The organism is uncultured Aquimarina sp. (assembly GCF_947495315.1).
Classification (GTDB): Bacteria; Bacteroidota; Bacteroidia; order Flavobacteriales; family Flavobacteriaceae; genus Aquimarina.
Genome location: NZ_CANLYD010000026.1, coordinates 1 through 17,092, shown reverse-complemented (window position 1 = coordinate 17,092; position 17,092 = coordinate 1). Strand labels below are relative to the sequence as shown.

The following is a 17,092-nucleotide window of genomic DNA, read 5'->3' as shown; positions in this document are numbered from 1 at the left end:
ATGAAAAGACCTGCTAAAATAAGCAGGTCTTTTTTTGGTTTTTCTTGATAAAAAGTTGGTTAATTTTCGGCTTTATTTTTTTACGAGTTTTTTCTTGAAGAATTCTCCGTCTGCTTCAATGATTGCAATATAAATTCCCGTAGCTACTTCGATACCATTGCCTGTTTGACCATTCCAGGTATATTGAAAATCATCCTTATCGGTATTTGAAAAACGCTCTCTTTTTATTATATTTCCTGCTATATCGAATATATCGATCGCTATAGAGTTTATATTTTTATTCGTAGTGGAGAAAGTAACTTGATCTGTAAAAGTATTAGGATAGGTTTTGAAACCATTATCTTGGAGTCTTGAGATGTTACCGCTATTGTTATACCAAGGTAATCCCAATCGTTGGTCTAACCAAATAAGAATAAATTCATTGTCATCTGGTAATCCTTCGCCTACGTGTCGCCCTACACTAAATGGATAATTATTGTCATTTAATACACCTATTAAATATGGATTGAAGACAACAACACTTTCTATTGTTACAAAAGGAAAGGCAAAATCTCTACCGATTCCTACATCTCCAGGTAAACCAGGTTCTGAAATTCTTCTTGGATCCCTAATTTTTAATAAATCTACATTTAGTCGTTTTTGAACCATAGTAGAATCTTCATCTAATTCTATTTCGTAAATAGCTTTGAACCCTTCAAGATCTCCTTGAGATCCATCACGCTCGATAATCAACCCTCTTTGTCCACTAAACATGATGAAGTCACCAATAGCAGATGCTCTTTCGTTAAGTGGGTACTCATACTTTTTATTGGTATAGGATTTACTCGCTAAATTAAATTCGTGAATTAATAAATTATTGTTCTCACTATTTTCTAAAGGTTTTTCTAATAGTGGTAATAATGTAGTATTGTCTGTAGTTAAAGCCATTCCTTCAAAACCACCACTTTGCTTTACATTAAAAGGAGTATCTAACTTTGTAACTCTATATGGCCAGTACATTCCTGCTAACCAAGGAGTATTGTCTCCGTTTTGATCTTGTAAGTTAGTACCGTCACCTGCATCACCAACTTTAGGGAAATCACCAAATAGACAAACTGTTCTAATTTCTGGATATTGTTCTTGTGTAAGTAGTAATGTTCTAAAATCAAAGCTTTGTATATCCGCACGATCTGTTAATCCATTGGTAACGATAACATCGGCAATTGCTTTAGTAAATGTTTCAGGACCAAATGTTCTCTCGGCAAATACATCTCCACGATCGTCAAGATCTGTTCTTGGGTTGATTTTAGTCTCTATATTGAAACGAACTTTAGAAGCATTCATCCAACGTTTTGTCGCTTCTGGATGAGCAGATCCTTCACCATTTTTATAATAGCCGACATAAAACTCTACAAAATCAAATAACTGCTGTAGTGATGGCATGATGTAAGGATCGATAAAACCTTTTTCACTAGAAAAAGCTACAGATACAGGAGATAGTGAAAGATCATTAGTTTGTGCTGGTCTTCCTGATAATATTTTATCTGCGATAAAAGTGTTTTGAATAGTGGATAGCGTAAGATCTTTTACGAATACTTCATCTTCAAATTCGTAGTTAGTATCATCTGCTTTTCTTGTTTTAGCTGCTTCTATATGTGGATCGTGATCTAATACCGGGATTCCATCTAATGTAATTCCACAATCTGTTTCTAGTGTAGGCATTAAGTAATCTAAGGCCGCTTCCATAGATGGTAAGGTGTTTTCTGGGCGTAAATTTCGAGCACCACGATGTCCTTGTGCATCAAAAAGGGTTACATCGATTAGACCGTTAGCATCCATATAATCAGCATGTCCATCTTGATTTTTATCAAAATTTTGTACAGCTTCCAATAAAAGATCAGGACGATCAGAAATAATCCCTTGTAAGTCTAAATCTAATAAACGATTCATGTTTTGAGTATCGTTTACAGTGTATACAACCACAGGATGTCCTGCTCGGTTTAATGAGGAAACATTAAATAATTCACTTGATGCTTCTGCTAAACCATTAGAAGGTGTTGTTCTACTTCCTACTGCGGTAGTCTCATCATTATCGTCTAGCATAACAAACCAAGGTGACATTACCGGAGTTTTACTGCTATTAGCTTGTGCATGTGCTCTCATTGCATTCATAACTCTTATCGCACTTGCTTCTTCACTAAATGGATTTTGTGGAGATCGCAATTCTTTACTAGGATTGTCTAGATCAGGTAGCGGATAAGGAGCGTCTAATAAAACTCCGTTTTTATCAAAATGTAATAAGAAAGGACCAAATTCATCTCCGATCCAATAGTCACCATTATTTGTTCTTTGGATAGACTCGATGTCAAAATCGGCACCTGTTAATATTCTATCTTGACTAAAGTGATTGGTAATTGCAAAAGGGATTAATCCATTAGGATCTTTTAGTTCTATATATTCCAGTACCTGAATATCTCCTTCTCCTTTTCTGAAAAAGGTTTCAAATCTAGGTTTGATTTTGTACAAACGTAAGTTGTAATCCGAAGAATTTTCAATACTTCCGAAACCATTATCAGACATTGCAGTAAAGGTTCCGTCCATATTATTCAATACTGCGGAGAATCCTTGAATAGGTTGTTTGTTTGCAAAAGGAAGTTCTTGTTCATTGATTGGTCCATCACCGATAAAAAGCCCTGAAGTAGGCCCTTCTGAAAAACTTGGAGCTTTTAATACTGCTCTGGAAAATAATAAATCTCCAAAATTTCTAAAAGATTTCCCTTTACCTTTTGCGTAGATTTCCTGACCATAATAATTGTCATTCGGAAGATCAAATTGTGGTTTTGTTTTACTTTTTTGTGTTTGTGCCCAAGTTGAGAAAGAAAAAAACAAGCTTAGACATACAGAAAAGCGTATTAATTTTCTGTATTCACTGAACAAAGAGTAATAATGATTTTTCATGTGTAAATTGATTAAGATTAAATTGGTTATTGATACCCTAAATGTATAGCTTCGATATTACCAAAACGTTTAGTATATCTCAATAAATTATTAGGATAAGGTTAGGTGTTTTATGATACTGTAACTGCTGTATGAATTGTATTACTAATCGAAAAAATGAAGTCTATATACTAACGAAATCGTTGTAGTAAACTGTTATGGTTTTTCTTACGTTTCTTCAGTTTAACTGAAAATTCGATAATTCGGTATTGCTATTTATTGTTATATTCTTATTCTAAGGGGATTCTAGTATATTTGATTCTTATCTAAATCAGAAACACCCATTACATATGAAGTCAAGATTTTTTTCCTTTTTGCTTTTCGGAACACTTACTTTTTTAATGCTTTCCTGCAAAACAGCTACAAGCGATTTTATTGCTAATATTGATAGTTACCAAGAAGATCGGTTTATAGAGATTGCTAGGGATAATGGGAAATACATAATCAAATTATATTCTGATAAGATTATAGAAACTTCTTTCATTCCTACTGGAGAAACTTTTAACCCAGAATCCCATGCAGTAGTTTTAGAAAAAGGAATAGTATCACAACTAAAAGAAACTGATAAAATTATTGCATATGGTTCTGATGGAATTTATGTTCATATCACCAAAGAACCTTTTCATATATCGTACTTCTATAAGGATAAGGAGTTAATTTCTGAAAAGTTAGGGTATGTCAAAACTGATTCTACGGAAATTCTGAATTTTAATCTAGATAAAGAAGAAGTTATTTATGGAGCAGGAGCAAGGGTAGTAGGAATTAATAGAAGAGGAAATCGATTACAATTATATAATAAGGCACATTATGGATATGAAACCCGTTCTGAACTAATGAATTATACAATGCCATTAGTGTTGTCTTCTAAGACGTATGCAGTTCATTTTGATAATGCACCTATTGGATTTCTGGATATTGATAGTAAAAAAGATAATACGCTTAGTTATGAGACTATTAATGGTAGAAAGACGTATCAAGTTGTGGCTGGTGATGATTGGAAAGACTTAATGGATCAGTATACAGATTTAACAGGTAAACAACCATTGCCGCCTAGATGGGCTTTTGGTAATTTTGCTAGTCGTTTTGGATATCATTCAGAGAAAGAGACCAAAGAGACAATTGCTAAGTTTAAGAATGATTCTATTCCATTAGATGCAGTAATCCTAGATATTTATTGGTTCGGAAAAGACATTAAAGGTCATATGGGGAACTTTGAGTTTCTTAAAGATTCATTCCCTAATCCAAAACAAATGATCAATGATTTTAAAGATCAAGGAGTAAAAACCATATTGATAACAGAACCTTTTGTTTTATCAACATCCAAAAAATGGGAGGAAGCTGTGGCCGAAAAAGTATTAGGAAAAGATGCTGCGGGTAATCCTTATAGATATGATTTCTATTTTGGTAATACTGGAATTATAGATATCTATGATAAAAACGGTGCAGCCTGGTTCTGGAATATCTATAAAACCTATACTCAGGAATATGGAGTCTCAGGATGGTGGGGAGATCTTGGAGAACCAGAAGTACATCCTTCAGCATTATTACATGCTACTGGATCTGCTGATGAAGTACATAATATCTATGGTCACGATTGGGCAAGATTGGTTCAGGAAGGATATGAAAAGGATTTCCCGGAGCAGCGTCCGTTTATTTTAATGCGTGCAGGATATTCGGGATCACAGCGATTCGGTATGATTCCTTGGTCAGGAGATGTAAGTAGAAGTTGGGGTGGATTACAACCACAGACAGAAATAGCTTTGTCTATGGCAATTCAAGGATTAGGATATATGCATTCGGATCTTGGTGGATTTGCTGGCGGAGAAAAATTTGATGCAGAGTTGTATACGCGTTGGTTACAGTATGGAGTTTTTCAGCCTATCTATAGGCCACACGCACAGGAGCATATCGCTCCGGAACCTGTTTTTCATGATAAGAAAACGAAAGCTCTTGCTAAAAAGAGTATAGAACTTAGATATCAAATGCTTCCATACAATTACTCCTTGGCTTTTGAAAATAATCAAACTGGTATTCCATTAATGAGACCACTGTTTTTTGATGATGCTGATACCAAAGAATTACAAACAGTATCCAATACTTATTTATGGGGTGATAACTTCCTTGTGTCTCCAATTGTAAAATCTGGAGTGGTATCAAAAGATGTGTACTTTCCTAAAGGCTCCAATTGGTATGATTTCTTTAGTGGTCAAAAATATGAAGGAGGAAGATATCTTACAGTGGAAACCGAAGAAGATCATATTCCTGTATTTGTAAAAGGAGGATCATTTATTCCGATGGTGACGACAATTCAGAATACGGAATCTTATAATACAAAGGAACTCATCTTACACTATTATTACGATGTAAAGGCCGAAAATAGTTTTGGAAAGTTATATGATGATGATGGTGTAACTTCAAATGCTTATGAGAAAGGAAAGTATGAAATACTAAATTTTGAAAGTAAGAATACTGATAATATACTGTCTATAGACTTTAAAGCTAATACAGGAAATGAGTATGCTAAAACAACTCGTAAGATCTCACTAATTGCACATAATATTGAAACATCTCCAAAATCTGTTACGGTTGGAGGCAAAACCGTTGAGGCTAATTGGAATGAAAAAGAAAATACCTTATCCATAGAATTTGACTGGAATTCTGCGGTTATTGAGAGAGTTGGCATACAGTTGTAAACATTATATTTGTTGATACAAAAGATATTCCTAAATTGGTTATATGGAATGATTGTAATTATAAGAGTTTAATGTTTTTTATGAAACAATATGTCAATAAGTAAATTTTTATACTTTGATAAATTTAAAGCTTGGGATTGGATTACAATCGGTGTTTATTTACTTATAACTATTTATATTTTTAGTATCAAGAGCATTGATTTTCAGAGTAGATTTCCTATATTTTGGTATTCTATAGGGACATATTTCTTTACTTATTTTTTTAATTATGAATCTCTAAGAAAATTTAATGTATGGTTAATTTGGTTTGGTTTTTCACTGATACACGTTTTTATATATTACCGGTTGGAATTAGATCAAGTTGACTGGCCATCAATTAGAGGACTAAGAAATTATTCGGTATTTTTAATAATCCATCAAGTTTTTCGATTAGCAAGTTTAAAAATTCAAAAAAAAGAATTTGTTGCATTAGGTAAATCGAAAACAGATTTATGGGATGAACGATTAATTAGAGTTACTGATTTAGTTTTATTTCCGATTATTGTTTTCCTGATTGTGTTTTTACAAATTGTTTGATTAAAAAATGATAGCTACAGAACAAGAATTAAATAGAGAATACACCCACAGAATTAATTTGGCATTACGATATATTGATGATCATCTGGATGGTGATTTATCCTTAGATGCTGTTTCGGATATAGGTATGTATTCTCCGTATCATTTTCATAGGATTTTTAAAACAGTAATTGGAGAATCCCTTAATGTTTATGTAAACAGGAGACGGATTGAAAAAATGGCTTCAGTATTAATGCATAAGAAAGAGGTAAATATTACGGAATTATCACTTCAATATGGCTTCAATAGTAATTCTTCGTTTACCAGAGCATTCAAAAAATTTTATGGAGTTAACCCAACAGAGTTTCGAAAACAACTTCCAAGCAAATTTAGCAAGATTGGTAAAGCCGAAAGCAAGATCGGACAAGAGAATTCGATCTTCGAAAAATACATTTGCAATAGTTATGATCATATAAATTGGATTAAGATGAATGCAAAAATTGAAGTAAAAGAAACACCAGAATTACATTTTGCTAGTATTACCCATATAGGAATGAGTGGAATCGAAAACGCTTTTGAAAAGCTGATACAGTGGGTGAGATCTAAAGGGGTGATGGAAAATCCCGAAACAAAAATGGGAAGAGTGTTTCATGATAGTTTTAAAATCACTTCACCAGATAAGGTGCGAATGAGTATTTGTATGTTGATGGAGAAGCCAGTGACTGCTGAAGGTGAAATTATTCCGGTTACAATCAAAAATGGGAGAAGTATTGTGGGGCGTTTTGAAATTACGCCAAATGATTTCGAAAAAGCCTGGAGTAGTCTTTTTGTATGGATGAACGAACAAGGATACCTAAAAGCAGAAGAAAAACCCTTTGAAATATATCATAATGATTTCCGGGAACATCCCGAGAATAAATTTTTGGTAGACTTTTATATACCTATTGTATAAAAACAATAAACTAAACCCATTGTGTTTTTTGACAGATTTAGAATCAAAAATCAAAATGGATAACGAGTAAATTGAGGTGGTTGCATTCTTAACTCCTCAGTTGTTTCTTATAATTACATTAATCCATTAATAAATATTTGTTATAATTACTAGTAGATAAATATTCTTTTTTGAGTTGTCGTAGAAAAGCTACAATTTCTTCCCTTTTTGTGTAGTTCTCTTCAAGAGGGTCCATAAAATCTTCTTCATTTATCGTAATAACTACATACCACTTTTCCACTTCTAGAAGTATAAAAATTTTCAAAAGCAGTTCCTACTGTCTGATATGCCGCTACTAAAGCGGCATCAGCTATAATTGGAGCTATATTAATAGTTTTAGAAGTTCTTTCTACTTCATAAAATGAGAGATAATATTCTTTATTGTTTAGGGTAAAAGGAACATTCCATCGAACATCTTTGTTGTTCAATTTAAATTTGGCATTGATATAAGCATAAAACTCATTAGCATTTTTAGGATCTTCAAAAATAAAACCTTGTCTTTTAGGAAGTTGTTTTTTGAATTTTTTGGCTGTCATTACCTTATCTTCTTTAATATTGGGTGCTATTTTAGTAGGTATACAAGATGAAAATAATAGTAAAAAAAATGTAATAAAAAGTAAAGCCCTCATAATTTGATTTTGACAAATCGAATCAAATTTGGTGCCATATTAATATTTTGTAGATATACAGAACATCCTTATTTTAGGGATAGGTAATATCACTATTTATAAAATTCTAAAAATATGGAAACTACAGATGCGCCTATTACCGTTGATGAGACTTTTACTGCGACGGTTGATAAGGTTTGGAAAGCCATAACTGATGTAAAAGATATGCGACTTTGGTTCTTTGATAACATAGAATCCTTTATGCCTGAGGTAGGATTTGAAACACAATTTTTAGTGCAGGTAGAAGATAGGAGGTACACTCATTGCTGGAAGGTAATACAAGTAATCCCTAATAAGAAAATTACGTATACTTGGAGTTATGAAGAATATCCTGGTGATGCTTCGGTAACTTTTGAGTTATCCGAAAAACAAGATCAGGTAACACTTAAGCTATCTCTTAATGTAACTGAAGATTTTCCATCAAATATTCCAGAATTTACGAGAGAGAGTTGCCAACAAGGATGGAATTATTTTATAGGAGAAAGATTGAAGGAGTATTTAGAAAGTAATCTTACATAAAATACTTTTTTAGTTTTAAAAACTCGGATATGAATATTAGTTGCTAATAATTTTAAAAAAGGAGCTAGATCAACTTATGGTGTTAGATATCTAATTAGTGACCAATTGCTGCATTCATAAAAATAGATTTAACTTTGAATGAGGTTTTCAAGAACAGATAAAAGAACTATAGAATTGAAAGAGAAAATGAAAAGAAATGGTTAGACCATAAACAAACACTTTAGACGTAAGCAATAAATATAGATGAATCGTAAACCTTTATTGGAGTATATAAATAAGTATATCAATTTAACTATGGAAGAAGAAGACATCCTGTTCTCCAAAATTAGATATAGAGATTATCTCAAAGATCAATATATCGTTCAACAAGGGGATGTATGTAATAGTGTATGTTTTATTTTATCTGGATGTACAAAAATGTTTTACATGGATAAAGAAGGACAGGAACATATTGTTATATTTTCTATTGAAGATTGGTGGACATCGGATTTAGGGAGTTTTATATCCCAAACACCTGCAGATTATAATGTTCAATGCCTAGAAAATACTCAACTTATTCAATTTACTAATAATACGCTCGAAGAATTGTATTCAGAAATACCAAAATTGGAGCGCCTTTTTAGAAAGATTGTAGAACGTGCTTTTGTAGCTTCCCAAAAACGAATTATTCGAAATTTTAGTTTGACTGCAAAAGAACGATATCTTATTTTTAAGGAAACCTACCCAAAAATAGAGCAACGTGTTCCTCAATACATGATTGCTTCTTATCTCGGTATTACCAAGGAATTTTTAAGTAAAATTAAAAGCCAATTAATACAAAATCAATAGATGTTAATCTAGTTTAACATTATTTCATAATCTACTTCATTTTCTCTTTGCTCCTTGTTTTGGACATTTGTATAATAATATTTAAAACAATAAAAAAATGAATACTCTTTTAGAAAAAATCAGCACAATTAATAACATGATACTTCAAGGAAAAGCCTTAGAAGCTTTTGACCAATTCTATCATAACGATATTGTAATGCAAGAAAACGATAATCCGGTTATTAAAGGTAAAGAAGCCAATAGAAAACGTGAAGAAGAATTCTTTGGAGCAATTACAGAATTTAGAGGTGCACAACCTTTAAAAGTAACAGTCGGTGAAAATACAACAATGGTAGAATGGCATTTCGACTATACTCATAAAGACTGGGGGATTAAAAATTATACTCAGGTTGCTGTTCAAGATTGGAAGGATGGAAAAATAATAAAGGAGAAATTTTACTACGGAGCATAACCTATGTTTAACTAAGTATGAAAAATAATTAACTAAGCGCAAGTCAAAAGACTTGCGTTTTTTCATTTAAGTAAGCTATAAAATGGAAAGACAGTACTTATTAGGTCGATACTACCTATAATCGAATGTTTCCAATAATTAAGTTAAGTCTATTCATCAAAGTTTAATAAAGAAACCAATGTATGGTGTTTTAGAGTAATAGTATAAGGGCATAAATGCAAGTGAAGAGATCTGAAATTTTTTATCAAAACATAATATTAATGGTAAAATAGAATAAAAATCATAACAATGTTTTTATAGATTGCATAAAACTTTTCAGAATTATATTGATATTATTTTTGAGAGATTTTTTTACATTAGCAAGTACTATATATTTAGATTATGGAAAAGAATACATCGGTAGAGGAGTTTATATCTAAGAAAGCGGATTGGAAAGAAAGTTTAGAATTACTTAGATCTATTATGCTTTCTACAGAAATGGAAGAAACCATAAAATGGGGTATCCCAGTATATATGATTGAAGGTAAAAATGTGATAGGTATAGGCGCTTTTAAATCTTATGTAGGGATTTGGTTTTATCAAGGAGTATTTCTGAAGGATCCCCATAATAAACTAATTAATGCTCAAGAAGGAAAGACAAAAGGTTTGAGACAATGGAGGTTTAATACTTTTGAAGAAATTGACAAAGAGTTTGTGTTGCCGTATGTACACGAAGCGATTCAGAATCAAAAAGATAGTAAAGAAATAAAAATAGAAAAATCTAAGGATGTCGAAATGCCTGAAGAATTACAAGCCATATTAATGTCTAATTCTGATTTGAAAACTTGTTTTGAGCAACTAACTCCATTTAAACAAAAGGAATACAAAGAATATATAGCCACAGCAAAACGAGAAACTACCAGAATTTCTAGAGTAGAAAAAATTACACCTATGATTTTGGATGGTGTTGGTCTTAACGATAAATATCGTTAAGACTTTTGTTATTATTTCTTAATGATCTTTAAGGTATTACTGTTTTTTATTTTTAAAAAATACATCCCCACTGCGTATCCAGATATATCAAGAGTAGCACTTCTGCCTTTATCAATAATTTTACCAGAATTATCTAAAAGTATCCAATCATTTACGTTAGGAAGTTGTACTATTCCAGTAGTGGGATTAGGATAGAGGTAAACCGTTTGCCGATCTATATCCGGAATACTTAATGCATTTCCAGAAACCCACTTAGCTGTATTATTTGCATTGATTACTCCTGCACTTGAAAAGTTTCCACCTACAAAAATTTTATTTATTCCGTCACTATCAGAAGCAAAATCCAAGGTGTTGATTTTAATATCTACTCCCACATTCGTATTAGTACCTAAAGCTTCCCAACCATTAGTTTCGCTCCATCTTGCTATATTATTTACAATGATACTATTACTATTATCAATATTTGCAGTATCAAAAGCACCACCAACATATAAGTTGTTTCCATCGTAAATTAATGAATTTACAATGTTGTTTACGCCATTGCCTAAAGCAGACCAGTTAGCTGTGTTTTTATTCCATCTTGCGATACGATTTACAGTCTGACCTCCAGCAATAGAAAAGTTACCTCCTATGAATACTTCTGTTGAGCTTACCGCAATAGCCTCTACAAAACCACTAGTTCCGGAGCCTAACGTTCCCCAATTAGTTCCATTCCAAGTGGCGATTCTATTGGCAGTATTGTTTCCGGCTTCATCAAAATTTCCTCCGACATAAAGTGTTCCATCACTGTCTAATACCAAAGATCGAACTTCATTATTAGTACCTGATACACCGCTAGTGGCATCAGTTAATGCAGACCAGGTTGTACCATTCCATAAAGCGATATTTCGGACAGTATTTCCATTTACGGTTTCAAAAACTCCACCAACATATACATTATTATTATTATCGATCTCTAAGGCAGCTACCGTTCCATCAACTCCTGATCCTAGGGGAGACCAGTTACTACCATTCCACACGGCTATATTTTGAGCAGAAACCCCTCCTATTTCTGTAAAAGCTCCACCTGCATATAAATTTCCGTTTGGTGCAATTTTAAGAGCATTAATAGTTCCATTAGATCCTATGCCTAATGTACTCCAACCAGAAGCTTCGTTCCATACTGCAATATTATTAGTGGTTATGTTTCCAGCTTGATTAAAGGTTCCTGCATGAAATACATCTCCGTTTGTATCTGTAACTACGGATTGTACAATTCCATTAGGGATTCCTTGATTTAATTCTTCCCACTGTCCAATACCATTTACTGCAGTTCCAGATGGGGTGGATGTGCCATCTACTAGTTTATAAATTTGTGCATTACTTCCATAATCACTAAAATATAATTCTCCATTTTTATCTACTCCAAAAGAAGAAACAAATTCGCCAGATGTATTGAATAACAACGTACTACTGCCAGTTCCAGTTGATGGATTATAGTCTAATACCCAAACTCTCCCACTGACATAATCACCAAAAATGTATTTCGAACTGATATCTGGACTTAAACTGGTAATTTCAGATCCTCTATATACATAGCCTCCTGTAATAGAACGATCTCCTTGGTTACGGTTATAGACATGTACAGGAAAAACAGTTGGTTCGCTAATAATAACATTGCTATTAGCTATAGAATTCCCTTCGAATCGACTCCAGCCATAGTTTTTACCATTTTCTATGATGTTCACTTCTTCAAAAGCTCCCTGACCAACGTCGGCACCCCATAATCTGCCAGTTTCGTTATCAAATGAAAACTTCCAGGTGTTTCTTATTCCATAGACATATATTTCATCCAATCCGCTTAGACCGACAAAAGGATTATCACTAGGGATTTCGTAATTTCCGTTGGGTAAATCAGAATTGGTTTCTATTGGATTGTTTCCATCTAAATCCACATCAATACGCAGAATACTTCCGAAAACAGTGTTCTTATTTTGTCCATTACCTTCAGGATCATTTCCACCACCGCCGTCACCGATAGAAATATAAAGGTACCCGTCTAATCCAAAAGCAATTTTACCGCCATTGTGATTGCTATTATTTTGATTTTTATCAAACTGAAAAAGAACCAGTTCGCTATCTGGATCTACAAAATTGGGATTCGTAGGGCTTACTGTAAATCTGGACAGCACCATTCTTACAGCAATACCTGATACTGGGCTATCCGTTGTGTAATATGTATAAAAATATCTATTAGTGCTATAATCAGGATGAAAAGCTAGTCCTAGTAAACCTACTTCCTGACCATCTCTGAATCTAACACGATCAGTGATGTTTAAGAATGTGTCTACCTCATTGGTACTAACATTATTATTCCTAGGAAACACTTTGATTCTTCCTCGTTGCTCTACAATAAACATTCGATCTGTTCCGTCACCGGGAGATTGTATTTCTGTAGGGAACTCGAAATCTATATTAGGGAATGCAGCTTCATACGTGATCTGTGCTGTACCAAAAAAGGTAAAAAAAAGTAGCACGAAAACAATTGGGGTGGTTAGCGTTTTCATTTTTAGAGTTTTAAGATAAGTGACTCTATTCCAACGAAAAAAACTATTACTTAGTATGATTTTTGTAGGATTTTTAAAGGTGTTTACCCAGCCACTCTCTAAACTGATAAAAATTACGAGGATCTACTCCGTGACCCACAGGGAATTCATTTAAGGAAGTTTGTATTCCGAGTTCAGCAAGTTTTAATGGAGCTTTGCGAGCCCAGTCAATTGGAATCACTTGATCAACACTTCCGTGCGAGCAATAGAAATTAAGTTTTGAAAAATCATTATGCTCATAATTTTCTTTGAGAATATCTTCATTTAGATACCCACTCAATGCTACTACATTTTTTACTTTTTCAGGATAGGAGAGTGCTACAGCATAACTAAGAATAGTACCTTGACTAAAACCAAGTAAGGTTACATTATCCACATCTAGATCATAAGCTGCAATTGCTTCATCTATAAAATTTGCTATTTTATCCCGGGACTCTATAGCTTGTTCATCATCACTAAATTTTCCTTGTGCAGCATCAAAATAAATGGCGTACCAAGCATTGCCATATGGTTGCATCGGATACGGAGCTCTAACGGATATAATGCATAATTCATCCTGAAGCTCGGAAGCAAATGAAAACAAATCATTTTCATCACTACCATACCCATGAAACATAAATAAAACAGGAGTTTTATCTTTTTTTATAGTTGGTTCTTTGATGATATGATGTAATGATAAGGTCTTAATTTCCATACTACTTATTTTTATATCAGACTAATTCAGTCTAGGTCTATTTTAGTTGTAAATGTATGTGATCATCATGCCGGACCGCTTGACATCCATGAAATCGTATTTTAGGATTTTTTACTCCTAATCTACTTTTAAGATGAGGTTCAATAAAAACTTTTCCCACCTTTTGTTGATTTACAATTGCCAAAAGTAAATCTTTTGTTGCTTTTTCTGAAAGCTTAAGTTGATTATTTGAGATTCCTAATGTGAGATATTTTGCAAAGTCATATTGCCAGTATCCTTTTTTCTTACACGCTTTGATTTGATCATATTCTCCTAGATTTGGTCCTTCATATACGCCATAACCTAAAAGTGCCGGTTTTTTATTGGTAATCTTTCCTTTGTTATTTGTGTAAATGAAAGAAATATCAATTTTTTTTCCATCATTATGACTTAGATGCGGAGGTAAAGGAAATCCATTAATGAATGGAAAATTAGCATCCAGATATACTATTTTAATATTAGGGTGCATTTTATTGATTGTACTTGCGATATTTAGTAAAGAAACATTTAATTCTGGAGTGACGTAGTTTCTGTTACTAAGTATTGTAAACAGTGTACAGGCCTCAATTAGTTCATTGTTTTTTATTTTTTCTCTTCCGAAAATTGGAGCAAGATAAGGGACTATCATAAATGTTATTATTAAATACGTTATAATAAAAACTCCAACCTTTATTAATCGATAGTTTCTGATAGTCCTTTTAAGGGTCAATTCAATTATCAAATATATAACTCCTCCAACTTGGGTTGATAGTGTTAGAAATGTTACTATTATTATTTTAAAAATTATTTTGAGGATTCTATTCATAAAATTAAAATCTATTGTTTTTAGTAAACAATTATTAGTCTTTCTTAGTGTATAATCTACATAATTAATCTAAAGAATTCCTCGAGGCTCTGCCTCGGGGTTTCCTATTTCTCCCTCTCCTTTCGGGGGAGAGGGTTGGGGTGAGGGGGAAATATAAAATTTCGTTTTTTGATCCCAAGATCAAAATGAAACCAGCGAAATATCCCTATGGCTCTGCCTCGGGGATAGGTGGTTTCAAGAAATTTTTTATTTTACTAAAGAAATATGATGAATATTCTTACAGTTGTAATGAGGGTTGATTTGGTTTGTAAACGTATTACTTTGTTGTTTTTTGTAAATCATTTTAATTTAGGACTACGTTAAACAAAACATAAAAATATGTTAAAAGCATAATAATTTTACGGTTTTACCGTATCATTAACTTAAGTTTGAATAACCAAACTTAACAATCTATGAAAAAAAAATACTTCTTTAACGCTTTTATAAATAATTTGAAAATCAATTATTTAAATAAAAAAAAAGCCCTTCTTGTAGAAACATAGGCTACAAATAAAAAAGTAACTATTTTAAATGTAGTATACTTTTTCTAATGAAAGAAAACGGATTTTTAGTATAGCTCCATTTTGAAATCTGAATGACTACAAATTCCCTGAATAAGTTTTTATATAATAAAAATTAAAAATCAAAAAATTACATTTAATCGTTTATTTACGTATTTAATCGATAAAAATTGATAATTGAATATCAATTTATGGTTTCTTAGCAAGAAATTAAACGTAAATTTATTACGGCTAAACCATAGTTTAATCATTTATAACCCAAATTTCATGAAAAAAATTACCTACTTACTATTACTGTGTGTCTGCTTCAGTTTTACACAGACGGAAGATAGCTATCAAATGACTATCACAAAAATATCTAATGCATATAATGCAAAAGATGCCAATAAACTGTTCGAGTTATTTTCTTCGGATTTACAATCGTCATTTACCTTAGATAAAGTGCAAAGCTTTATAGCCGATAATCAAGCTAAAAAAGGAACTATAGGAGAATCTTCTTTTTTAGTTGATGATGAAGGAACCAAACGTTACTTAGTTGAGTTCGAAAATGCATCAACAATTCTAATATTAAAATTATCCTCAGATAATAAAATCACTCAATTATCCCTAGAAGAGTATTAAAAATCAATTTAAACTATTAAAAGAAAAAAAATGAAAAAAAACTTAACACTCAAATCTATGATGCTTTTATTCCTGATCGGAATGATAGTATCTGGAACAAACACTATTAGTGCCCAACAAAGTGTAAAATACGGAATGTTAACCTTTAATAAAGCGGTTAATATTTCAGGTAAGCAACGTATGCTAAGTCAGAAAATGGCTAAATCCTATTTATACTTGGTAGAGAATCCTAGCGATACAAAAGCAAAAAGAGATCTATTAACCAGTAAAATCATTTTCGAAAAACAAAATGGTATTATTAACCAAAATTCTGCTTATAAAGTTACTAAAGACAGAATCGCTAAGGTAGATGTTATATGGGCAGAGTTTAAAAAGCTTATTGAAACTACTCCTAATTACGATAATGCAAAAAAGATTGTAGATTTAAATACAGATTTGCTTAAAGCAACAAATGATGTAGTATCTGCTGTTATTGTAGAGTCAAAAGGAGCCAATCAAAGTGATGCAAATTTACTTGAGGATGATGGTTCGAGTGAATCTGATTTAGAGCTTAAAAAGATGATAAACATGGCTGGAAGACAGCGTATGCTTTCTCAAAGATTGGCATTATATTATTTTGCAAATCAAACTACTTTGAAGACTAAAAATTCTGAGCAAATGTTGAATAATGTTTTTAATGAACTTGACGGAGCTATTACAATGTTACTGATATCTAATTTTAATAATGAGCAAATTGATGAAAAGTTAGGATTAGCTATGTCTAAATGGGAGCAAGTAAAAAACAGTAAAGAAAAGCTAATGAATCAGGGGTTTAAACCTGTAGAAATGTATAAAATTAGTAACGATTTAACAAAAGCTTTTAATGCAGTAACTAGCTTATACGAAAAAGTTAAGATATAAATTATTACATATTACCGTTAGTGAAACGGGGAAAATTACGTATTTTAAACAAAATTTTTAATACGTATTTTTTTTGTCTAAACTTTTAAAAACTAATGAATATGAAAATAAAATTACAATTATTATTATGTACTTTGTTATTAACGAGTATTATAACGGCTCAGGAATTAAGTATTGATTTAGATTTTAGAGATCGATTTGAATATCGTCATGGATTCAATAGTCTGGTTCCCCA

13 protein-coding genes are annotated in these 17,092 nt (G+C 32.2%); 8 read left to right on the top strand and 5 right to left on the bottom strand.

All coding sequences use genetic code 11. The annotated features are described in order from the left end of the window. Positions 1 to 72: 72 nt before the first annotated feature. Positions 73 to 2,937 (bottom strand): esterase-like activity of phytase family protein, encoded by a 2,865-nt coding sequence (locus Q0910_RS27750; protein WP_299223874.1) that lies wholly within the window; start codon positions 2,935 to 2,937, stop codon positions 73 to 75. Between the two features lie 329 nt (positions 2,938 to 3,266). Here Q0910_RS27750 and Q0910_RS27745 point away from each other — a divergent pair, with 329 nt between their 5' ends. Both Q0910_RS27745 and Q0910_RS27740 read left to right on the top strand, forming a co-directional pair. After that, positions 3,267 to 5,669, top strand: a complete 2,403-nt coding sequence (locus Q0910_RS27745) for a TIM-barrel domain-containing protein (protein ID WP_299223871.1) — start codon at positions 3,267 to 3,269, stop codon at positions 5,667 to 5,669. A 583-nt stretch (positions 5,670 to 6,252) separates the two neighbouring features. After that, a complete protein-coding gene (locus tag Q0910_RS27740; protein ID WP_299223869.1) occupies positions 6,253 to 7,176 on the top strand; it encodes an AraC family transcriptional regulator in 924 nt (307 codons plus the stop codon). Between the two features lie 245 nt (positions 7,177 to 7,421). On the opposite strand, the gene Q0910_RS27735 is transcribed toward Q0910_RS27740, so the two are convergent. Next, a complete protein-coding gene (locus Q0910_RS27735; protein ID WP_299223867.1) occupies positions 7,422 to 7,844 on the bottom strand; it encodes a hypothetical protein in 423 nt (140 codons plus the stop codon). A gap of 114 nt (positions 7,845 to 7,958) precedes the next feature. Here Q0910_RS27735 and Q0910_RS27730 point away from each other — a divergent pair, with 114 nt between their 5' ends. The 4 genes from Q0910_RS27730 (at position 7,959) to Q0910_RS27715 (ending at position 10,653) form a co-directional block, all read left to right on the top strand. Continuing rightward, complete coding sequence (locus tag Q0910_RS27730; protein WP_299223865.1) at positions 7,959 to 8,402, top strand: SRPBCC domain-containing protein; 444 nt, start codon at positions 7,959 to 7,961, stop codon at positions 8,400 to 8,402. Positions 8,403 to 8,645: 243 nt separating this feature from the next. Then, entirely contained in the window at positions 8,646 to 9,230 is a 585-nt protein-coding gene (locus Q0910_RS27725; RefSeq protein ID WP_299223863.1) for a Crp/Fnr family transcriptional regulator, read from the top strand. Positions 9,231 to 9,327: 97 nt separating this feature from the next. Continuing rightward, positions 9,328 to 9,681: a nuclear transport factor 2 family protein gene (locus tag Q0910_RS27720; protein WP_299223861.1), complete on the top strand. Its 354-nt coding sequence runs from the start codon at positions 9,328 to 9,330 to the stop codon at positions 9,679 to 9,681. Between the two features lie 381 nt (positions 9,682 to 10,062). Then, positions 10,063 to 10,653 carry a DUF1801 domain-containing protein gene (locus tag Q0910_RS27715; protein ID WP_299223858.1) on the top strand — a complete coding sequence of 197 codons (591 nt, stop codon included), beginning with the start codon at positions 10,063 to 10,065 and terminating at the stop codon, positions 10,651 to 10,653. 11 nt (positions 10,654 to 10,664) lie between these two features. Here the strand turns inward: Q0910_RS27715 and Q0910_RS27710 are convergent, their stop codons facing one another. The 3 genes from Q0910_RS27710 to Q0910_RS27700 all read right to left on the bottom strand — a co-directional run bounded on the left by Q0910_RS27710 (position 10,665) and on the right by Q0910_RS27700 (position 14,599). Next, the gene (locus tag Q0910_RS27710; RefSeq protein ID WP_299223824.1) at positions 10,665 to 13,199 is read right to left on the bottom strand and encodes a PQQ-dependent sugar dehydrogenase; all 2,535 of its coding nucleotides are present in this window, start codon (positions 13,197 to 13,199) and stop codon (positions 10,665 to 10,667) included. Between the two features lie 73 nt (positions 13,200 to 13,272). After that, positions 13,273 to 13,932 carry an alpha/beta fold hydrolase gene (locus tag Q0910_RS27705; RefSeq protein ID WP_299223822.1) on the bottom strand — a complete coding sequence of 220 codons (660 nt, stop codon included), beginning with the start codon at positions 13,930 to 13,932 and terminating at the stop codon, positions 13,273 to 13,275. A 37-nt stretch (positions 13,933 to 13,969) separates the two neighbouring features. Beyond that, positions 13,970 to 14,599 (bottom strand): hypothetical protein, encoded by a 630-nt coding sequence (locus Q0910_RS27700; RefSeq protein ID WP_299223820.1) that lies wholly within the window; start codon positions 14,597 to 14,599, stop codon positions 13,970 to 13,972. A 1,004-nt stretch (positions 14,600 to 15,603) separates the two neighbouring features. Between Q0910_RS27700 and Q0910_RS27695 the strand changes: the two genes are divergently transcribed. Both Q0910_RS27695 and Q0910_RS27690 read left to right on the top strand, forming a co-directional pair. After that, positions 15,604 to 15,957, top strand: a complete 354-nt coding sequence (locus Q0910_RS27695) for a hypothetical protein (protein ID WP_299223818.1) — start codon at positions 15,604 to 15,606, stop codon at positions 15,955 to 15,957. A gap of 30 nt (positions 15,958 to 15,987) precedes the next feature. Beyond that, the gene (locus Q0910_RS27690; protein ID WP_299223816.1) at positions 15,988 to 16,857 is read left to right on the top strand and encodes a type IV pili methyl-accepting chemotaxis transducer N-terminal domain-containing protein; all 870 of its coding nucleotides are present in this window, start codon (positions 15,988 to 15,990) and stop codon (positions 16,855 to 16,857) included. Positions 16,858 to 17,092: the final 235 nt, after the last annotated feature.